The sequence below is a fragment of the Rhizobium sp. BR 317 genome, assembly GCF_047445835.1.
Classification (GTDB): Bacteria; Pseudomonadota; Alphaproteobacteria; order Rhizobiales; family Rhizobiaceae; genus Rhizobium; species Rhizobium paranaense.
In genome coordinates this window covers 422,941-443,168 of the sequence record NZ_JARWLB010000003.1, presented here as the reverse complement: position 1 = coordinate 443,168, position 20,228 = coordinate 422,941, and the positions used below count along the sequence as shown (strand labels likewise).

General features: G+C 60.3%; 22 protein-coding genes. 13 read left to right on the top strand and 9 right to left on the bottom strand.

What is annotated here, in order from left to right:
• Positions 1-18: 18 nt before the first annotated feature.
• Genes QD357_RS07165 through dapF form a run of 5 tightly spaced genes read right to left on the bottom strand, consistent with a single transcriptional unit; the run spans position 19 to position 5,045 of the window.
• Positions 19-609 carry a DUF2585 domain-containing protein gene (locus QD357_RS07165; protein WP_107109639.1) on the bottom strand — a complete coding sequence of 197 codons (591 nt, stop codon included), beginning with the start codon at positions 607-609 and terminating at the stop codon, positions 19-21.
• Complete coding sequence (locus QD357_RS07160) at positions 606-1,283, bottom strand: septation protein A (protein ID WP_245407533.1); 678 nt, start codon at positions 1,281-1,283, stop codon at positions 606-608. The genes QD357_RS07165 and QD357_RS07160 overlap by 4 nt, the downstream gene beginning before the upstream one ends.
• A 56-nt stretch (positions 1,284-1,339) precedes the next feature.
• Positions 1,340-2,845 carry a signal recognition particle-docking protein FtsY gene (ftsY, locus tag QD357_RS07155; protein WP_107109641.1) on the bottom strand — a complete coding sequence of 502 codons (1,506 nt, stop codon included), beginning with the start codon at positions 2,843-2,845 and terminating at the stop codon, positions 1,340-1,342.
• Positions 2,846-2,868: 23 nt separating this feature from the next.
• Positions 2,869-4,143, bottom strand: coding sequence for a tRNA (N(6)-L-threonylcarbamoyladenosine(37)-C(2))-methylthiotransferase MtaB (gene mtaB / locus QD357_RS07150; RefSeq protein ID WP_414124123.1), 1,275 nt, complete (start codon positions 4,141-4,143; stop codon positions 2,869-2,871).
• Entirely contained in the window at positions 4,140-5,045 is a 906-nt protein-coding gene (gene dapF, locus QD357_RS07145) for a diaminopimelate epimerase (protein ID WP_107109643.1), read from the bottom strand. The genes mtaB and dapF overlap by 4 nt, the downstream gene beginning before the upstream one ends.
• 264 nt (positions 5,046-5,309) lie before the next feature.
• Between dapF and QD357_RS07140 the strand changes: the two genes are divergently transcribed.
• A complete protein-coding gene (locus QD357_RS07140) occupies positions 5,310-5,726 on the top strand; it encodes a hypothetical protein (protein WP_107109644.1) in 417 nt (138 codons plus the stop codon).
• Between the two features lie 168 nt (positions 5,727-5,894).
• On the opposite strand, the gene QD357_RS07135 is transcribed toward QD357_RS07140, so the two are convergent.
• A complete protein-coding gene (locus QD357_RS07135) occupies positions 5,895-6,914 on the bottom strand; it encodes an MBL fold metallo-hydrolase (protein WP_107109645.1) in 1,020 nt (339 codons plus the stop codon).
• A 326-nt stretch (positions 6,915-7,240) separates the two neighbouring features.
• Between QD357_RS07135 and ffh the strand changes: the two genes are divergently transcribed.
• The 6 genes from ffh (at position 7,241) to QD357_RS07105 (ending at position 11,850) form a co-directional block, all read left to right on the top strand.
• Positions 7,241-8,821, top strand: coding sequence for a signal recognition particle protein (gene ffh / locus QD357_RS07130; protein WP_107109935.1), 1,581 nt, complete (start codon positions 7,241-7,243; stop codon positions 8,819-8,821).
• 17 nt (positions 8,822-8,838) lie between these two features.
• On the top strand, positions 8,839-9,141 hold the full coding sequence (locus tag QD357_RS07125; RefSeq protein WP_034481598.1) for a chorismate mutase: 303 nt from the start codon (positions 8,839-8,841) through the stop codon (positions 9,139-9,141).
• Positions 9,142-9,256: 115 nt separating this feature from the next.
• Positions 9,257-9,616, top strand: coding sequence for a 30S ribosomal protein S16 (rpsP, locus tag QD357_RS07120; protein WP_107109646.1), 360 nt, complete (start codon positions 9,257-9,259; stop codon positions 9,614-9,616).
• Between the two features lie 122 nt (positions 9,617-9,738).
• Positions 9,739-10,311 (top strand): ribosome maturation factor RimM, encoded by a 573-nt coding sequence (rimM, locus tag QD357_RS07115; protein ID WP_107109647.1) that lies wholly within the window; start codon positions 9,739-9,741, stop codon positions 10,309-10,311.
• Between the two features lie 7 nt (positions 10,312-10,318).
• Positions 10,319-11,011, top strand: a complete 693-nt coding sequence (trmD, locus tag QD357_RS07110) for a tRNA (guanosine(37)-N1)-methyltransferase TrmD (RefSeq protein ID WP_107109648.1) — start codon at positions 10,319-10,321, stop codon at positions 11,009-11,011.
• A gap of 191 nt (positions 11,012-11,202) precedes the next feature.
• Complete coding sequence (locus QD357_RS07105) at positions 11,203-11,850, top strand: VOC family protein (protein WP_107109649.1); 648 nt, start codon at positions 11,203-11,205, stop codon at positions 11,848-11,850.
• Positions 11,851-11,945: 95 nt separating this feature from the next.
• Here the strand turns inward: QD357_RS07105 and QD357_RS07100 are convergent, their stop codons facing one another.
• On the bottom strand, positions 11,946-13,400 hold the full coding sequence (locus QD357_RS07100; protein ID WP_107109650.1) for an NCS1 family nucleobase:cation symporter-1: 1,455 nt from the start codon (positions 13,398-13,400) through the stop codon (positions 11,946-11,948).
• A gap of 348 nt (positions 13,401-13,748) precedes the next feature.
• Between QD357_RS07100 and rplS the strand changes: the two genes are divergently transcribed.
• The 5 genes from rplS (at position 13,749) to leuC (ending at position 17,840) form a co-directional block, all read left to right on the top strand.
• Positions 13,749-14,291: a 50S ribosomal protein L19 gene (gene rplS, locus QD357_RS07095; protein WP_107109651.1), complete on the top strand. Its 543-nt coding sequence runs from the start codon at positions 13,749-13,751 to the stop codon at positions 14,289-14,291.
• 200 nt (positions 14,292-14,491) lie between these two features.
• On the top strand, positions 14,492-15,289 hold the full coding sequence (locus QD357_RS07090) for a basic amino acid ABC transporter substrate-binding protein (protein WP_107109652.1): 798 nt from the start codon (positions 14,492-14,494) through the stop codon (positions 15,287-15,289).
• 34 nt (positions 15,290-15,323) lie between these two features.
• The gene (locus tag QD357_RS07085) at positions 15,324-16,148 is read left to right on the top strand and encodes an amino acid ABC transporter permease (protein ID WP_107109653.1); all 825 of its coding nucleotides are present in this window, start codon (positions 15,324-15,326) and stop codon (positions 16,146-16,148) included.
• A gap of 89 nt (positions 16,149-16,237) precedes the next feature.
• Positions 16,238-16,360: a hypothetical protein gene (locus QD357_RS07080; RefSeq protein WP_280749438.1), complete on the top strand. Its 123-nt coding sequence runs from the start codon at positions 16,238-16,240 to the stop codon at positions 16,358-16,360.
• A 70-nt stretch (positions 16,361-16,430) separates the two neighbouring features.
• The gene (gene leuC / locus QD357_RS07075; RefSeq protein WP_107109654.1) at positions 16,431-17,840 is read left to right on the top strand and encodes a 3-isopropylmalate dehydratase large subunit; all 1,410 of its coding nucleotides are present in this window, start codon (positions 16,431-16,433) and stop codon (positions 17,838-17,840) included.
• 96 nt (positions 17,841-17,936) lie between these two features.
• Here leuC and QD357_RS07070 read toward each other — a convergent pair whose 3' ends face one another.
• Positions 17,937-18,836, bottom strand: a complete 900-nt coding sequence (locus QD357_RS07070; protein WP_107109655.1) for an EamA family transporter — start codon at positions 18,834-18,836, stop codon at positions 17,937-17,939.
• An 81-nt stretch (positions 18,837-18,917) separates the two neighbouring features.
• Here QD357_RS07070 and QD357_RS07065 point away from each other — a divergent pair, with 81 nt between their 5' ends.
• Positions 18,918-19,430 (top strand): MarR family winged helix-turn-helix transcriptional regulator, encoded by a 513-nt coding sequence (locus tag QD357_RS07065; RefSeq protein WP_107109656.1) that lies wholly within the window; start codon positions 18,918-18,920, stop codon positions 19,428-19,430.
• Between the two features lie 42 nt (positions 19,431-19,472).
• On the opposite strand, the gene QD357_RS07060 is transcribed toward QD357_RS07065, so the two are convergent.
• The gene (locus tag QD357_RS07060; protein ID WP_245407523.1) at positions 19,473-20,186 is read right to left on the bottom strand and encodes an SDR family oxidoreductase; all 714 of its coding nucleotides are present in this window, start codon (positions 20,184-20,186) and stop codon (positions 19,473-19,475) included.
• Positions 20,187-20,228 lie beyond the last annotated feature (42 nt).

Here is a 20,228-nt window from a genome sequence, read left to right as displayed (position 1 = left end):
CACGGGTTCAAAGTTCTCTTAAAGCCCACCCTGCCAGGTCTTGATCGCATCGATCGGCCAGACCAGCATGATGATGTTCAGCGTGAGATTGTCGCGGATCAGCCAGCCGGTGAGCAGCTCGAAGAAGATGGCGATCACGATGGTCAGCGCCACCGGCGCGCGCCATGCGAACAGGAAGCCGACGACCATGAACACCGCGTCCATCGCCGAGTTCAGGATGCTGTCGCCGAAATAGTCGAGCGAGATCGTCGCCGTGCGGTAGCGGTTGATGATGATCGGCGAGTTCTCGAGCAGCTCCCAGCCGGATTCGATCAACATGGCGACGAACAGGCGCATCGACAGCGGCTTGCGGCGCATGATTAGATGCGTCAGCCCGAAGAACAGGAAGCCGTGAATGATGTGCGACGGCGTATACCAGTCGGCGATATGCTGCGAATTGCCGCTGGATTTCACGACGGGTTCGAAGAGCTTGACATAGCCGCAGGTGCAGATCGGCACCCGGCCCATCATATATTCCGCAACGATCTGGACTAGCAGGACCATCGCGCAGGCAATGAACCAGAAGCTTTGCTGCCGATAGCGATTTTCGGCGTCCGTAAGCGTCGTCATTCTTCGGTTTCCGCCGGCGGATTGACCGTGTGCTTCATGATCAGCGGCATCTGCGACAAGGTGAAGATGATGGTGATCGGCATCGTGCCCCAGACCTTGAAGAGCACCCAGAGATTATCCGCGGCTTTCACATCGGGCAGATAGTACCAGTTCGATCCACGCCAGACGACTTCGTTAAGCACGGCGAGAAACAGGAAGAAGATGCCCCAGCGCAGTGTGAGCTTGCGCCAGCCTTCGCTATCCAACTGGAAGGCAGCATTGAAGACATAGCCGAGCAGCGATCTGCCGAAGGCGAGCCCGCCGAGCAGCACCACGCCGAACAGGGCGTTGATGATGGTCGGCTTCATCTTGATGAAGGTCTCGTTCTGCAGATAGATGCCGAGCGCGCCGAAGGTGACGACGACGATGCCGGAGACGAATGGCATCAGCGGCAGATGGCCGAGCATGATCTTCGAGACGACGAGCGAGGTCACAGTCGCCGCCATGAACAGGGCGGTTGCGACGAAGAGCGGACCGCCCAGCGCCGAGAGCGCCGGGAAATGCTGCACCAGCCAGTCGCCACGCAGATTGCCGAAGAAGAAGACGAGCAGCGGCCCGAGTTCCAGCACCAGCTTCAGCAGCGGATGATGCTTGTCGGCAGCACTTGGGGTCAGATCACTGTCGCTGGTCGTCATTGCGGCACTCTCACTGTCATCGGATTTGGCACTGTCATCGAATTTGGTCTTGTCGTTCATTGACCGATCCCGGCGATGGCATGGGCAAAATCCTCAGCCTCGAACGGCTCGAGATCGTCTACACCCTCGCCGACGCCGATGAAATAGACCGGCAGCTTGTGCTTGGCCGAGATGGCTACGAGGATACCGCCGCGCGCCGTACCGTCGAGCTTGGTCATGATCAGGCCGTTGACCCCTGCGACATTGCGGAAGATTTCCACCTGATTCAACGCATTCTGGCCGGTGGTCGCATCCAGCGTTTGCAGAACGGTATGCGGCGCGTCGGGATCGAGCTTGCCGAGCACGCGGACGATCTTTTCCAGCTCCGCCATCAGCTCCGCCTTGTTCTGCAGGCGGCCGGCGGTGTCGATGATCAGCACGTCGCTCTTGTTGGCCTTGGCCTGCTGGAAGGCATCGAAGGCAAGACCGGCGGCATCGGCGCCGAGCTTGGTGCCGATGAATTCCGACTTGGTGCGGTCGGCCCAGATCTTCAACTGCTCGATGGCCGCGGCGCGGAACGTATCGCCGGCGGCCACCATGACCTTCAAGCCCGCACCAGAAAGCTTCGCCGCCAGCTTGCCGATCGTCGTCGTCTTGCCGGTGCCGTTAACGCCGACGATCAGGATGACATGCGGCTTATGACCGAGATCGAGCTGCAATGGCTTGGCGACCGGCTTCAGCACCTTGGCGATTTCCTGCGCCATGATCCGGCTGACATCCTCGCCGGTCACATCCTTGCCGTAGCGTTCCGAAGCCAGCGTATCGGTGACCCGCATGGCGGTCTCGACGCCAAGATCGGCCTGGATCAACAGATCCTCCAAATCCTGCAGCGTCTGATCGTCCAGCTTGCGCTTGGTGAAAAGCGCCGTGATCTGGCCAGAGAGCTGTGACGAAGTGCGCGCAAGACCGGCGCGGAGGCGCTGGAACCACGAAAGCTTCTGCTTGGGGGCTTCCGGAATGGGAGCTGGAGCGGGCGCGGCGGTGGAGAAGCCTTTAGGGAGGATGGGGGATTCGGTGTTTTCCGATGGAGGTTGCGAGTCTGTTGGAGATTCTGTGCTTTCCGACGAGAACTCCGAGTTTGTCGAGCCTGCGTCACCCCCCTCCGTCCTATTGGACATCTCTCCCTTAAGGGGGGAGATCGTTTCGGAGGCGGTCTCGTCAGACTCATCACCAACTTCAGTCGCCACAGGATACTCTGCCGTAGCAGCTTTCTCAGCCTCGATCACCTGAGCATTCAACGAAATGCGCAAGTCGTCTTCTGCTTGCGTATCGGCCCGCTCGTCTTGTTCGGAAGGCGCATCACTCTCCAAACGATCTCCCCCCTTGAGGGGGAGATGTCCCGAAGGGACAGAGGGGGGTGACGCAGGCTCGACAAACTCGGAATGAACGGAAGGCTCCGCAGCAGGCGCCTCTTGCTCCGGAACGGGCGTTTCAACCTTCGTCGAATCCTCGACGGGCGCCTGTTCTTCCGTCGGCTTTTCGCGGCCGAAGGTGAAGACTTTTTTGATGAAATTGAGCGCCATGAAAATTCCGTGAGCGAGTAGGATCAGGCCGCGTCGGCGGCCGCAAGTTGCATGTCGAGATGCTTGCCATTGTGGCCGGTGATCGCCACCTGCACAAGGTCGCGCGGCCTGAGGCTTGGGGCTGCGACAAGCGTGAAGTTTTCCGTATGCGCCAGCCCGTTATTCTCCACAAGCAGCCATTGCCGCGTGCCGACCATGGAGTCGAGATGGGACTGATGCAGCTTTTGTCCAGCCAAGCGCAGCCGTGCAGCGCGTTGCTTGATCAACGCGCGGTCGAGCTGCGGCATCCGAGCGGCCGGCGTACCGGGACGCGGGCTGTAGGGAAAGACATGCAGATGCGCAATGCCAACCTCTTCCGCCAGACTGACGGCGTTTTCGAACATCGCGTCCGTTTCGGTCGGAAAACCGGCGATCATATCGGCGCCAAAGCTCATCTCCGACCGAAGACGGCGAGCATCCTCGATAAAACGGATAGCATCGGCGCGTGAATGCCGCCGCTTCATCCGCTTCAGGATCATGTCGTCGCCATGCTGCAGCGACAGATGCAGATGCGGCATGAAGCGCGGCTCGTCGGCGATCAGATCCATCAGATGTTGGTCGGCCTCGATGCTGTCGATCGAGGATAGCCGCAGGCGGCGGATCTCGGGAACCTGCTTCAGCAGCGTCTTTGCCAAGAGGCCGAGCGTCGGCGTTCCCGGCAGGTCGGCGCCGTAACTGGTGGCATCGACGCCGGTCAGAACGATCTCGCGGTAACCGCTTTCGACGAGATTGCGCGCTTGGCTCACCACCGCACCCATCGGCACGGATCGCGAATTGCCGCGGCCATAGGGGATGATGCAGAAGGTGCAGCGATGGTCGCAACCGTTCTGTACCTGAATGAAGGCGCGTACGTGCCCGTCGATATGCCTGATCATCTGCGGCGCGGTCGCGCGCACGCTCATGATGTCGTTGACGCGCAGCTTCTCTTCGGCTGAAACGCCGAAATCCGGCACGGAACGATAGGAAGCACTCGTCAGCTTCTCCTCGTTGCCGAGCACGGCATCCACTTCAGCCATTTCGGCGAAAGCATGTTTTTCTGTCTGCGCGGCGCAGCCGGTGACGATGATGCGAGCATGCGGATTGTCGCGCCGCGCGCGGCGGATCGCCTGGCGCGCCTGTCGCACGGCCTCGCCGGTGACGGCGCAGGTATTGACCAGGATGGCATTATTGAGCCCCGCGGCTTCCGCCTGCGACCTCATCACTTCGGATTCATAGGTGTTGAGACGGCAGCCGAAGGTGATGACCTCGACCCCGCTCACCGCGCCTGAGCCCCCTGCTCCTGATCGCGTGCCCAGCTCCCCGTTACGGGATCGACGACACCAGACCATTCCCATTCCGCCGGACCGGTCATGACGACGTGATCGTCACTTTCCCGCCATTCGATGGTGAGCTGGCTCGGCGCAGGAGCAGAGGCGACGTCGATCGTCACCTTGCGGCCGGTGCGGCCGGTGCGCGCCGAACTGACGGCGGCCGAACAGGCGGCCGAGCCGCAAGCAAGCGTCAGCCCCGCGCCGCGCTCCCAGGTGCGCGTGCGCAGCGTGGTCGGCGAAAGCACCTGCGCCAAGGTGATATTGGCGCGCTCGGGAAACATCGGATGGTTTTCGAGCAGCGGTCCAAAGCGGGCGAGATCGTAAGACATCGGGTCCTTGTCGACCCAGAAGATCGCATGCGGATTGCCCATCGACATGGCCGAAGGCGAATGCAGGACAGGATTGTCGATCGGCCCGATCTGCAGCTCGATACGGCGCGTATCGGCGAATTCCTCGGCGAGCGGGATCTTGTCCCAGGCGAAGACCGGCTTACCCATATCGACCGAAATCGTGCCGTCCTCGTGCTCGACGGCATTCAGAATGCCGGCGACCGTTTGGAAGGTGAATATCTTCTTGCCGGTCTCGGCGGCCAGCGCCTGCACGACGCAGCGCGTACCATTGCCGCAGGCCTGCGCCTTGGTGCCATCGGAATTCAGAATATCGATCCAGGCGTCGGTGCCTTGCGCCTTCGGGTCGTGGATCGCCATGATCTGATCGAACTCAGTGGCCGGATCGGCATTCAGCGCAATCGCCGCCGCCGCTGTCACCACATCTTTCCGGCCACGCATGTCGACAACCAGGATCTTGTTGCCAAGCCCGTTCATCCGCGCGAATTCGACCGTATTGCTCATGCTGGTATGTCCGTCAGTGTTTTCGAGCTGTATATGGCGGAAATGCGGGGGAATTACCAGTGGCATGATGACTCCCTCTGCCCATCTGCGAGGAGAGGGCCCACACATTGGCGCAAAGTGCAAGAGACGGCCTTGTCTGGCTGGCAATGTTTCGCCTTCCACCACCACGGGCCGCAACGCAAGCTGCACGAGACCTCCTTTTCTCCTTTACTTACTTAAATTACTATTTTAACTTTCAATTGCGGACTATCAAAGGAGGCCTGCATGACAGAACTGCGGACTATTGAAATTGACTTCGACGTGCATAAACGGATCGAGCTAGCGCGACAAAGTTTTGCTGAAACGCCTAACACCGTGCTTCGGCGCCTGCTCCAAATCGAAGGCCAAGCGCATGCCACCCAAGTCACACCTAGTGGAAGCCGTCCTTGGGCAAGCAAAGGCGTCACACTACCACACGGCACCGAACTACGGATGGAATACAATGGCCGCGTTCATACGGGCATCATTCAAAACGGGGCATGGATGGTCGAAGGGGATCGGTACACCAGCCCTTCTGCGGCGGCCGGCGGTGTCGCTCTAACAAAAGACGATAAGCGAACTAACCTTGACGGTTGGAAGTACTGGCACATAAGGCGGCCGGAAGAAGCAAAGTGGATCGCTATCAGCTCACTCCGACGCTAAGCAGCTTCGAAGGCAAGGAGCATCGAGATATCTCGTTTTGGCGAACTCGCGTCACTGATAAAGAATACAAAGCTCCTATCTGCTGGCACTACAGTGATGATCTAAACGGTTGGGCAGGCGATCGTTCCAATCCAACTCCTCCCCACATCACTGTCAAAGTGTTTGGTCTTAAACCATCGGCACATCGAACACTTCCCCCGCTCTCAGCGGTCGGAACCGATCCGCTTCCACGCCCTCGGCCTTCAGGGCCGCGTCCAGCGCGTGAACCGGCGCATCGATCGCCTCGTCGGTGAGCTGGAAGGTCGCGAAATGGTGGCCGGCGACGTGGGCGGCGTTGCAGAGCTTCATGCCCTTGACCGCTTCTTCCGGATTCTGATGCTGGCCCTTCATGAACCAGCGCGGTTCGTAGGCGCCGAAAGGCAGGATGGCGAGGCGGAAGCTGCCGTGTTTTTGCCGCGCGGCCTCATAATTCAAGCCGCCATGAAAGCCGGTATCGCCAATATGGTAGATCTTGCCGGCAGGCGTCGTGATGACGAAAGCGGCCCAGAGCGCCATGCGACGGTCGCCGGCGCCACGCGCCGACCAGTGATGGCAAGGCTCGGCATCGACCGTCACCTTGTCGGCAATGGCGATGCGATCGCCCCAATCCATTGTCGTGATCTGGGCACCGGGCGCCCCACGGCGGATAACGGCATCGTTGCCGAGCGGCGTGAGGATTTTTGGCGCGTGCGTCTCGTGCAGCCGCTTCAGCGTCGCGAGATCGAGATGATCATAGTGATTGTGCGAGACCAGCACGAGATCGATCGGCGGCAGGTCTTCGAAGCGGATACCGGGCGGAACCGCCCGTTTGGGGCCGATGAAGGTGAAAGGGCTCACGCGTTCCGACCACACAGGATCGGTCAATATATTGAGACCGGCCGCCTGGATCAGCATCGAGGCATGGCCGATCATGGTGACCCGCAAGACGTCGCCGAAAACACGCCTGTCGGGCCTGGCCGGCGGAAACAGGCTGACGACCGGACGAGGCCAACGCGCCCGCCCGCCGCCAAGTTTCCATTTCAACAGGTCACTAAGACCACCCGGTTCCACGCCGCCCGGATTAAAGAAGCGTAGCCCGTCGAAGTGATCGGAGATTGGACCTTGATAATAGGGGTTCGATGTCTTCCTGGAACCGGATCTATCTGTCATGAATACGCCGATGGATTTTTCTCTTGGCTGAGATGTGGGTTAAACATCAGGGTTTTGAAAGCCTTTCCGCCCTCTCGGCTTGACTTTCCCACCCGTTTCCTGTTTATCCCCACCAATCTGCGACGAGCACAAGCCTCCGAGCCACCGACCGGGACCCGTTAAGGTATAAAGAGATCCCGGAGGTCAACACCCGACAGCGCGATGCGCCCTCGGGTGCTTTTTGGCTTTGCGTCTTGTTTTCGTCATGGAAAAGCACGACGTTTTCGGGCGAGGAACCGCGCAAGTTGCGCAAGTCCAAATCCCAAGCGATCGATAAGGAAGAACTGATGTTTGAAAACCTCCAGGACCGTCTTGGTTCCATTCTGAATGGACTGACTGGCCGCGGCGCGCTTTCGGAAGCCGATGTTTCCGCAGCACTTCGCGAGGTTCGCCGCGCGCTGTTGGAAGCCGACGTGGCGCTGGATGTCGTACGCTCCTTTACCGATCGCGTCCGTGAAAAGGCCGTAGGCGCCGAGATCCTGAAGTCGATCAAGCCCGGCCAGATGGTCGTCAAGATCGTCCATGACGAACTGATCGAAATGCTTGGCGGCGAAGGCGTCGGCATCGACCTCAACGCGCCGGCCCCGGTCGTCGTCATGATGGTCGGTCTGCAGGGCTCCGGTAAGACCACTACGACCGCCAAGATCGCCAGCCGCATGACGAGCCGCGACCGCAAGAAGGTCCTGATGGCCTCGCTCGACACGCGCCGTCCGGCCGCGCAGGAGCAGTTGCGCCAGCTCGGTGTTCAGACGCGCGTCGACACCCTGCCGATCATCGCCGGCCAGTCGCCGACCGATATCGCAGCGCGCGCCGTGCAGGCCGCCAAGCTCGGCGGTCATGACATCGTCATCCTCGACACCGCCGGCCGTACGCATATCGACGAGCCGCTCATGGTCGAGATGGCGGATATCAAGAAGAAGTCCAATCCGCACGAAATCCTCCTGGTCGCCGATAGCTTGACCGGTCAGGACGCTGTCAATCTCGCCCGCAATTTCGACGAGCGCGTCGGCATCACCGGCCTCGTGCTGACCCGTATGGACGGCGACGGCCGCGGCGGTGCCGCCCTTTCGATGCGCGCTGTCACCGGCAAACCGATCAAGCTGATCGGTGTCGGCGAAAAGATGGGCGAGCTGGAAGAATTCCATCCCCGCCGTATCGCCGACCGTATCCTCGGCATGGGCGACATCGTCTCGCTGGTCGAGAAGGCGGCGGAGAATATCGACGCCGAGAAGGCGGCCGCCATGGCCGCCAAGATGGCCAAGGGCAAGTTCGATCTGAACGACCTGGCCGACCAGCTCAGGCAGATGCAGAAGATGGGCGGCATGGGCGGCATTATGGGCATGATGCCCGGCATGGCCGGCATGAAGGACAAGATGGCCGCTGCAGGCCTCAACGACAAGCTCTTCGGCCGCCAGCTTGCCATCATCTCCTCGATGACCAAGGCCGAGCGCGCCAATCCGGACCTCTTGAAGCATTCCCGCAAGAAGCGCATCGCTAGCGGCTCCGGCACCGATGCCGCCGACATCAACAAGCTTCTGAAGATGCACCGCCAGATGGCGGACATGATGAAGATGATGGGCGGCAAGGGCAAAGGCGGCATGATGAAGCAGCTTATGGGCGGCCTTGCCGGCAAGATGGGCCTCGGCGGCGGCATGGGCGGCATGCCTGACCTGTCGAACATCGATCCCAAGCAGTTGGAAGCCCTGCAGAAGCAGGCGGAAGCCGCTGGTCTCGGACGTCCCGGCGGTATGCCGGGCGGATTGTCCGGTCTTGGCGGCGGTGGCGGTTTGCCGGGTCTCGGCGGCGCCAAGCTCCCCGGCCTCGGCGGTGGTTTGCCGGGACTGCCCGGTTTGCCGAAGAAGAAGTGAGAAGGATCGCAGACCCCATGATTGATCCAGACGTCAAAGCCCAACTGGGCAACTACCGCCAGTCGATCGACAATATCGATGCCGCACTGGTGCATATGCTGGCCGAACGCTTCCGCTGCACAAAGGAAGTCGGTGTGCTGAAGGCCAAATACAATCTGCCGCCGGCCGACCCGGCGCGCGAGGAATACCAGATCGAACGCCTGCGCCACCTGGCAAAGGACGCAAATCTGGACCCGGATTTCGCCGAGAAGTTCCTGAACTTCGTCATCAAGGAAGTCATCCGGCATCATGAACAGATCGCTGCTGATCTCAAAGCATGATCCCGAAAAGTGTGAAGCGGTTTTCGGAAGAGATCATGCGACACGCAAAACAGCAGCGCGAAGTAACCATACCGCCAAAACGAAGCGGTCAAGAAAAGCCTAAGGAGTAAAGAACATGGCACTGAAAATTCGTCTCGCCCGCGGTGGCTCCAAGAAGCGCCCGTATTACCACGTCGTCGTAGCCGACGCCCGTTCGCCCCGCGACGGCCGTTTCCTGGAGACCCTCGGCTCCTGGAACCCGATGCTTGCCAAGGACGACGCCAAGCGCGTTGAACTCAAGGCCGAGCGCATCAAGCATTGGCTCGACCACGGCGCCCAGCCGACCGACCGCGTTCTGCGCTTCCTCAACGAAGCCGGCATCGCAACGCGCGAAGCCAAGAACAACCCGGAAAAGGCAAAGCCGGGCAAGCGCGCTCAGGAACGCGCTGCTGAAAAGGCACAGAAGGCTGCCGACGCCGCCGCTGCTGCTGAATAATCAGCCGCAACGACCATTTGAAACGGGTGGCATGGCGACATGCCGCCCGTTTTTTGTTCCCATCGGCGAGCGTTCATCCTATGAGAGAACGCAATCGATCCTCTGGCAGTCGGCACAGGACCATGACGAAACTTGAAAATCCGGTATTGATGGCCACTATCGGCGCCGCACAGGGCCTGAGAGGCGAAGTGCGCGCCCGCGCATTTACCTCCGATCCCGCAGCACTGGGCGATTACGGCCATCTGCACAGCCTCGACGGCCGCAGCTTCGAGGTGTTGGAAATCCGCGAAGCCAAGAACGTGGTGATCGTCCGCTTTCGCGGCGTTAACGACCGCAATGCTGCCGAGGCGCTGAACGGGCTGGAACTCTATATCGAGCGCGACAACCTGCCCGACGACGAGCTGGAGGACGACGAATTCTTCTATGCCGATCTCGAAGGCCTGGAAGCGGTCGACGACAAGGGCACCGGCTACGGCACGGTCAGTGGCATCTATGATTTCGGCGCCGGCGATCTCCTGGAGCTGAAGGGGCCGGGTAAACGCCCGGTGCTCATCCCATTCTCTGAGGCTGCCGTGCTGGAAATCGACTTGGAAGGCGGCAAGATTCTCATCGATCCGATGGCTGCCGGCCTGATCGACAACCCCGATGATTTCACCGGCAAGCCACCGAAGCGGCCCGGTAAAGCAAAGAAGTGACCCGGCCATGAGTTTCCGGGCAACCATCCTGACCCTGTACCCCGAGATGTTTCCTGGCCATCTCGGCGCGTCCCTCGCCGGCAAGGCGATGGAGCGCGGGCAATGGTCGCTGGACACAGTGCAGATTCGCGATTTCGCCACCGACAAACACCGAACCGTCGATGACACGCCGGCTGGCGGTGGCGCCGGCATGGTGCTGAAGCCCGACGTTCTCGCCCGCGCCATCGACCATGCGAGCGAAAACGACGATCGCCCGCGCCTGCTGATGAGCCCCCGTGGAAAACCGCTGACGCAGAAGCGCGTTCGGGAACTTGCTGCCGGCGACGGCGTCATCATCGTCTGCGGCCGTTTCGAAGGCGTCGACCAGCGGGTGATCGACGGGCGCAATCTCGAAGAAGTCTCGATCGGCGATTACATCCTTTCCGGCGGCGAGCCGGCGGCGCTGATCCTGCTCGACGCCATCGTCCGCATTCTGCCCGGCGTCATGGGCAACGATCTTTCCGGCCTGCACGAAAGTTTTGAAGGCGGCCTGCTCGAACATCCGCAGTATACGCGGCCGCAGATCTGGGAAGGCCGCGAAATCCCCGCGGTACTCACATCAGGCAATCACGGCGCCATCGCCAAATGGCAGAGGCAAGAGGCGGAGAAGCTGACGAAAGAACGCCGGCCGGATTTGCTTGATCAAACGCCCAGGGAATAGCGGATCGAAGGCGATGGGGCGCTTGCCAAAACCTCATTGATCAATCGAAATTTTACACAATCCCGGGTAGCGCATTCTCCCGCTAATACCTCAGGGTAATTGATCTGGCTGCGTGCCATCCCTATTATCCGCCTGCTTGAATTTGAACATGTGTCATTCCTCTCAAGGCACCCAAACCTAAGGAGCTGAGCATGAGCAATTCCCTTGATATGAAATTCGAGATTGTCGTCATCCCAGTTTCGGATGTCGATCGCGCCAAGCGCTTTTACGATGGGCTGGGTTGGAGGCTCGACGCCGATTTCGCCTCTGACGATGGCGGCTACCGCGTCATCCAGTTTACGCCGCCGGGTTCCGGCTGCTCTGTTATCTTCGGCAAGAACGTCACTGGAGCAGCACCCGGCTCCGCAAAGGGCCTATACCTGATTGTCTCCGACATCGAAGCCGCCCGCAAGGAGCTGCGCAGCCGCGGCGCCGAGATCAGCGAGGTGTTCCACGACGCCAGCGGCGTTTACGCTGGCGCGGACGAACCCTACCTGTTCGGGCGTGTCCGGGTCAGCGGTCGAGATCCCGATCAACGCAGCTACCGCTCCTTCGCATCGTTCAACGATCCGGATGGCAACGGCTGGCTATTGCAGGAGATCACAGGAAGATTGCCCGGACGCGTGGACGCGAGCGCGACGACATTCACCTCGCCGACCGATCTCGCAAGCGCGCTCCGCCGTGCTGAGATGGCCCATGGCGAGCACGAGAAGCGGACCGGCCAGCGCGATGAGGAATGGCCGACGTGGTATGCCGAGTACATGGTCAGCGAGCAGGCGGGCAAACCGCTGCCGTTATAAACTGCACGGCTGGATTTGCTTGATCCGCCACTTCAGAAGTGGCGGATCAAAGCTTCTTGGCAGAAAGGCCCGACCGAAGAAGCCGGGCTCAGATGTTACTTCTGCAAAGCGGCAGCGGCCGGCGCGGCGCGCATCCTGAGCACGTAATAGACCCCGCCGCCGATGGCGACGCCGAAGAACCAGCCGTAGGTTCCCCACCAATCCGGCAGGATGCTGGTGAAGGTCGGCAGGATCGACGAGAACAGGCCGCCAATGACGAAGGCGATCAAAGCGTTGAGGTGCCAACCGCTCTGGAATTCGAACTCGCCGTTCTCATGATAAAGCCCCTCGACGTTTAGCTGACCTTTTCGGATCAGATAGTAGTCGACCATCATGATACCGAAGATCGGACCCATGGTGGAACCGATGAAGTTGACGAAATGCGCGGCACCCGTCTCCCATGGCGCAAAGGGATAAAGCACCAGCGCAATCAACGCCGCGATCAAGCCACCGCGCTTGAAGCTGATATGCTTCGGGAAGACATTGGCGAAGTCGAAGGCCGGCGAGACGAAATTCGCCACGACGTTGATACCGAGCGTCGCCACCGCGAAGGTGAGCGCCGCCAGCAAGGCCAGGAACCAACTGTCGAATTTTGCCGAGATCGCTTCCGGATGCAGCAGCACTTCGCCATAGACGGCATATGCCGCCGTCGTCGTCACGCCCGCAACGAGGCAGAACGCCAGAAGATTGATCGGCAGACCCCAGAGATTGCCCTTGCGCAGGGTTTTCGTGTCCGTGGCGTAGCGCGAGAAATCGCAGAAGTTCAGATAGAGCGCTGCGAAATAGGTGATCCAGGTGGCGGCGACTGCGGCAAGCGCGGCAAAGCTGCCGGGTTCACCCGGCACGCCGGCATCCTTGGTCTTTTCGAGCAGCACGTCCCGCGGAATTTCGGAACCGAAGGAGAAGGTGCCGGACTTCACAATCAGATAGACCGCGAGGAAAAGCATCATCACCCAGACCGCAGGACCGGCCAAATCCTGGAACTTGCGCACCGTCTCCATGCCATGCTGAATGATCAGCAACTGCAGGCCCCATACGACGACGTAGCAAATGACTTCCAGGGTGGAATGGCCGAGCAAATGGCTATTCTGATGGAAGGCAAGAAGACTGTCGTTGCGGATCAGCAGCGCGACGATCGCGCCCGAGGCGGCGGCCGTCTGCGCGCCATACCAGAAGCAGGCAACGACGGCGCGCACCAGCGCCGGCAGATTGGCGCCGAACGTGCCGAACGAAGCACGCGCCAGCACCGGGAAGGGCACGCCGGTCTTTACGCCGGCATTGCCCACGAGGCTCATGAAAAAGAAAATCACCAGCGAGCCGATGCCGATGGCGATGACGAAATTGATGAAACTGCCGCAGAGCAGAAAAAGGCTCGCGGCCAGATAATAGCCCCACAGGCTGTGGACGTCTGAGGTCCAGACGTTGAAAATGCTGAAAGCCCCCCACTTTCGTTCTTCGGCTGGCGCCAGATCCACGTTATAAAGCGAGGGCGATGGATTATTCACTGTCATAGCTGCCTCTTTTTTAGTTCCCCTGACGATTAAGTGTGCAGCACGACTTGAGTTTTGACAATTATTTAAACGCTTCCGATATCGGCTTATTTTTTAGCCAGTAAAAGGAGCGAGTCCTCGCAAAAGCGGACGTTTCGCGCATGAAATTGCCTCGCAAGGGGTGACAAAGCCGCGACAATAGGATATGTGCGCGCCCGGCATGGGAAATTTCCCATCAACCACCAAAGAAAAGCAGACGTATTCGCTCCTGCCTTTGCGGGCATATATCCAAGGCGAGACTTCAGGGTCCGACCAAAGATAGATTGTTCAGGGCGCTCTGGCTGTTGAACCAACAAAGAGGTTGATAACATGAACATCATTCAGCAGTTGGAAGCCGAACAGGCCGCCAAGATCGAAGCCAAGCGTACCCTTCCCGAGTTCTCGGCCGGCGACACCGTCCGCGTCAACGTGAAGGTCACGGAAGGCAACCGTACCCGCGTTCAGGCCTATGAAGGCGTCTGCATCGCTCGCTCCGGCGGCGGTCTGCAGGAAAACTTCACGGTCCGCAAGATCTCCTACGGCGAAGGCGTCGAGCGCGTATTCCCGGTTTACTCCCCGATGATCGAAAGCGTCGAAGTCGTTCGCCGCGGTAAGGTCCGTCGCGCCAAGCTCTACTACCTGCGCGATCTGCGCGGCAAGGCTGCCCGTATCGTTGAAAACACCGGCACGCGCGCCCGCAAGCTCAACGATTCCGAGCGCCAGGCCATTGCCGAGGAAAAGGCTCGCGTCGAGGCTGAAAAGGTTGCCGCAGCTCAGGCTCTCGCAGCCGAAAAGGCAGCAGCGGAAGCCGCCGAAGCAAAGGCAGCAGCAGAAGCCGCTGCAGCCGCCGCCGCGGAACCGGCAGCAGAATAAGCTTTCCCCTGGGATTGCAGAGATCAAGGCGGCCTTCGGGTCGCCTTTTTTGTTGCGAGGAAAAAGACGAAGGAAAATTCTCCACAGACCACAAGCTTTGGAGCGGCTTTTCTGTTTTTATCATCGCCATCATGGCAATAGCCTTGCCATCCGCTTTCTAAATATGACAATTTTCCATCACGCTATCCGGGGAGATTTCCATGGCATTCCGTCGTTCGTTCCTTGTGGGCCTCACCGCCCTCGTGCTTGCACCCTTTGCCTCCTTCGCCGCCGACCTGCCGAATCTGAACGGCAAGACTGTGGTCGTCGTCACCGAGAATGCCTATCCGCCCCTGCAATTCGTAGACCCCAAGTCCGGCAAGGCGATCGGTTGGGAATATGACGCGATGAACGAGATCGCCAAGCGGCTGAACTTCAAGGTCGAGTACCAGAACACGAGCTGGGACGCGATGATCCAGGCCGTCTCCGAAAACCAATACAACATCGGCATGACCGGCATCACGATCAAGGAAGATCGCAAGCAGAAGGTCGACTTCTCCGATCCATATATGCGCTCGCAGCAGTTCATGCTGGTGCGTAGCGATGAAAAGCGTTTTACCGACGCCAAGAGCTTCGCCTCCTTCAAGGAAGGCCTGGTCGGCGCGCAGCCGGGCACGACGCCCTTCTACACCGCCGTCTATGAAGTGCTCGACGGCAATGAGCAGAACCCGCGCATCAAGCTGTTCGAGACCTTCGGCGCGACCGTGCAGGCTCTGAAGACAGGCGATGTCGACGTGGTTCTGACCGACGGCACCGCCGGCAAGGGTTATGTCGACGCTTCGAACGGCGCACTGAAGCTGACCGGCGATCCGCTCGGCACCGAGGATTTCGGCTTCATCTTCCCGAAGGGCTCCGATCTCGTTGCTCCGGTCAACGCCGCCATCGCCAGCCTGAAGGCGGACGGCACCTTCGACGCCCTGAACAAGAAGTGGTTCCTCGATTACAAGATGGGCCAGTAAGCCGCATGCTGACTAAAGCTGGAAGCCCGCTCTGATGGTGCAGCAAGCAGGCCCGGGCGGGCACCATAGCAAGGACGACTTTCCCTGGTGGCTGGTCGTCCTTGTTCTTATCGGCATAGTCATTGCAATCGCCATCGTCACCAGCGATCTCTACGCGCAGGTCTTCACGACCGTCGTCCGAGGCATCGGTACGACGATCTTCGTCACGATCGTCGCCTTCACGTTGGCGATGGCGCTCGGCCTCGGCGTCGCGCTGCTCGGTCTTACGGACAGCCTGATCCTGCGCCAGACCTCCCGCTTCTATGTCGAAGTCATTCGCGGCATCCCGATCCTGGTGCTGCTGTCCTATATTGCCTTCGTCGGCGCGCCGGCCTTCGTCGCGCTCTACAATACGGTCACATCGCCGCTTGCCGCAGCCGGCTGGACCGAGCCGCTTCTGGTGCGCGACGTGCCGTTGATGTGGCGAGCGATCGTCGCCTTGATGATCGCCTATGCCGCCTTCATCGCCGAAGTCTTCCGTGCCGGCATCCAGGCCGTCGATAACGGTCAGATCGAGGCGGCGAAGGCACTTGGCCTGTCGCGCTACCGGCGTTTCCGCCATGTCGTCGCGCCGCAGGCCTTTCGCGTCATTTTCCCGCCGCTCTCCAACGATTTCATTGCGATGGTGAAGGACAGCTCGCTGGTTTCCGTACTCGGCGTCGCCGACATCACCCAGCTTGCCAAGATCTACTCCTCCGGTTCCTTTCGCTATTTTGAAAGCTACTCGATCCTCGCCTATATCTACCTGATCCTGACGGTCGGCCTGTCGCTGGTGCTGCGCAGGTTCGAGAAACGGATGCGCGAACGGCATAGACGGTGACGTTGGATCGACTTCGCGGTTTTGTGCGACAGAATGCTGTCACATCGCCACCATTGCCGAAGGTTTTGAAAATTGGTATGAGCATCGGCATGAATAAGATCATGAGCAAAGACGGACAAGTCGTCACGGCTTTCGTGCTGCAGGACCACAAGCGCCTGCCGGCCCGATTCTTTGCGATGATTTCGGGCGCGCTCAACAGCCGACTTCGCTGATCACTCCCGAGGCCGACGGTCCTGATCCGTCACCCCCCATTTTCGACAATGCCAATATGGATTTGTAGCCATGAGCGCTCCACGCACCCTTTACGACAAAATCTGGGATGACCATCTCGTTGACGCCCAAGACGATGGCACCTGTCTTCTCTACATCGACCGTCACCTCGTTCACGAAGTGACGTCGCCGCAAGCCTTCGAAGGCCTGCGCATGACTGGCCGCAAGGTCCGCGCGCCGGAAAAGACGCTCGCCGTCGTCGACCATAACGTCCCCACCTCGCCCGATCGCCATCTCGGCATCAAGAACGAGGAAAGCCGCATCCAGGTCGAGGCGCTCGCCAAGAACGCCGCCGAATTCGGTGTCGAATACTACTCCGAGAACGACAAGCGCCAGGGTATCGTCCACATCATCGGCCCCGAGCAGGGCTTCACCCTGCCCGGCATGACCATCGTCTGCGGCGACAGCCACACCTCGACCCACGGCGCCTTCGGCTCGCTGGCGCACGGCATCGGCACGTCCGAAGTGGAGCATGTTCTGGCGACCCAGACGCTGATCCAGAAGAAGGCGAAGAACATGCTGGTGCAGGTCGACGGTCAGCTTCCGCCCGGCGTCACCGCCAAGGACATCATCCTCGCCATCATCGGCGAGATCGGCACCGCCGGCGGTACCGGCTACGTCATCGAATATGCCGGCGAAGCCATTCGCGCGCTGTCGATGGAAGGCCGCATGACCATCTGCAACATGTCGATCGAAGGCGGCGCCCGCGCCGGCCTGATCGCGCCGGATGAGACCACCTTCGAATACATCAAGGGCAAGCCGCGCGCGCCGAAGGGCGAAGCACTGGAACAGGCAGTCGCCTACTGGAAGACGCTGAAGTCGGACGAAGGCGCGCATTACGACCGCGTCGTCAAGCTCGATGCCGCAAGCCTGCCGCCGATCGTCTCCTGGGGCTCTTCGCCGGAAGACGTCGTCTCCGTGCAGGGCATCGTTCCGAACCCAGACGAGATCCAGGACGAGACCAAACGTGCCTCCAAGTGGCGTGCGCTCGACTATATGGGCCTGAAGCCGGGCACGCCGATGACCGAGATCAATATCGACCGCGTCTTCATCGGCTCCTGCACCAACGGCCGCATCGAAGACCTGCGCGCTGTCGCCAAGGTCGTCGAAGGCAAGACGGTGGCCTCGACCGTCAACGCCATGATCGTTCCGGGCTCCGGCCTGGTGAAGGAACAGGCGGAAGCCGAAGGCCTCGACAAGATCTTCAAGGCTGCCGGTTTCGACTGGCGCGAGCCGGGCTGTTCCATGTGCCTCGCCATGAACGACGACCGCCTGAAGCCGGGTGAGCGCTGCGCTTCGACCTCGAACCGCAACTTCGAAGGCCGCCAGGGCTTCAAAGGCCGCACGCATCTGGTGTCGCCCGCCATGGCCGCAGCCGCCGCGATCGCCGGCCACTTCGTCGATATCCGCGAATGGAACTGATCGGTTTTAGATAACCAATGGAAAAGGCGGCTTTCGGGCCGCCTTTTTTGTTTGGCTCAATGGAGAGAGCACTGATCAGCTCCCCACCTCGCTACTCTATCGTTCCGACGCGATTGCCGGATCGGCGGGCGCTGATTTCCTGACGGAAGGAAGCTGCTGCGCGCGTTGACTGAGCCAGACACTGCCGAGCACGATGGCAATGCCCAGGATCTGAATCGGGCTGAGTTGCTGGTCCAGCACCCACCAGCCGAGGATCACCGCGGTCATCGGACTGAGAAAGCCGAGCGGCGAGACGACGGATGGCTCCAGCCGCGACAGGCCGCGAAACCAGAGAATATAGGTGAGCGCCGCTCCAATGAGGCCGAGATAGGCAAAACCCAAGATATTGGCGGCAGTTGGAAAGGGAAGCGGCGGTTCCATCATCAGGGCGAAAGGCAGCAACAGCAAGCCGCCTGACGTCAATTGCCAAGCGGTGAAGGTGAGTGGCGAGACATCCGGCCGCCAGCGCCGGCTGAGCACAGTGCCGGTCGCCATGGAGACGGCACCGCCAACCCCAGCCGCAATGCCGAGAGGATCGAGCGCCGCCCGCGGCGTAAGGATCAGGAAGGCGACGCCGACAATGCCTGCAAGGGCCGCCACAATGGAAAGGCCGCGGATCGGCGAGCCGAGCAAGAGCCGCGCGAGCACGATGACGATCAACGGCTGTATGGCGCCGACGGTCGCCGCCACTCCGCCCGGCAACCGATAGGCCGAGATAAACAGCATCCACCAGAAGACGGAGAAATTCAGCGCCCCGAGGGCGAGCGACCTCGCCCACCAGATGCCATGCGGCAATCGCCGGACAATGGCGAGCAGAAGCAGCCCGGCGGGCAACGCACGCAACAAGGCGACCGTCAGTGGATAGCCGGCCGGCAGAAGTTCCGTCGTTACCAGATAGGTGCTGCCCCATATTGCCGGCGAGACGGCGGTCAGTAACAGGTCGGAATTGCGCGTCATGTCATACGTCCGAATTTATCTTGACCTCAAGGTAATTCAAAATATCTTGACGTCAAGATTTTTCCATGGCGATGTCTCGGCATGGATCGCATCGACAAGATTCTTGCCCAATGGAAAAGGGAACGGCCCGATCTCGACACCACTCCGATGGGATTGATCGGCCGCCTCGGAAACGTCGCCCACCATCTCGGCCGCGAGATGGAGAGGACTTTCGCGCAATTCGACTTGAATCGCGCAACCTTCGACGTGCTGGCGACCTTGCGCCGCTCGGGAGCGCCCTATGCTCTCTCACCCAGCGATCTCATGGCCGCCATGATGGTTACCTCCGGCACCATGACCAACCGCATTGATCAACTGGAAAAAGCAGGTCTCGTTGCCCGTAGTACGAACCCCGAAGACGGCCGCAGCTTTCTGGTATCGCTGACCGAAAAAGGATTTGCGCTGATCGACAGCGCAGTGGCGGCCCATGTCGAGACACAGGCCCGTCTTGTCGCAGGTCTGTCAGAGGAAGAGAGAGCAGCGCTGAACGCTTTGCTCGGCAAATATTTGGCCGACCTCGAAACCCCTGCGCTGGAGAACTCCGCCGCAAACTGAACCTCCGAAAAGTGGCCCGCAGATCACGGGCCACTTTCACGCTCAATATTCTTGTCGGGTCGGCCTGAACAGGATCTCGTTGATGTCAACGTCTTCCGGCTGGCTCATGGCAAACGCAACCATGCTCGCAAAGGAATCGGCGGGAATAGCAAGTTCATAGACCTTCCGGACACGCTCGGCGACGTCGGCTTCGGTGATGCTGTCGGGAAGTTCGGTTGCGACCGCACCGGGCGAGATAATGGTTGTCCGGATGTTGTAAGGTTTGACCTCCTGCCGCAGCCCCTCGGAGATCACCCGCACACCATGCTTCGTTGCGGCATAGACCGCTCCTCCCGGATTGACCTTGTGGCCGGCCACCGAGGACACGTTGATGATGTGACCGCTCTTCTGCGCCTTCATGTGGGGCAGCGCCGCGCCGATGCCGTAAAGTACGCCCTTGAGATTCACATCGATCATGCGATCCCAATCCTCAATCCTGCAGCGCTCCAGAGGGGAGTGCGGCATCAGCCCGGCATTGTTGATGATGACGTCGATGCGGCCGTGGAGCTTCACTGCATGATCGACGAGACGCTTGACCTGCTCGAACTGCGTCACATCAGTCTGCAGAACGGCTTGAGGATCCAGCGAAAGCTCTTCGGCAAGAGTCTTCAAGCGATCGAGACGACGAGCGCCGAGCGCCAGTTTCGCTCCGTCTTTCGCCAGACGGCGGGCAGCCGCCTCGCCGAGGCCACTGCTTGCTCCGGTGATGACAACCACCTTGTCCGTGATGCCTTTGTCATGGCTTTTCCTTTCCGGGCG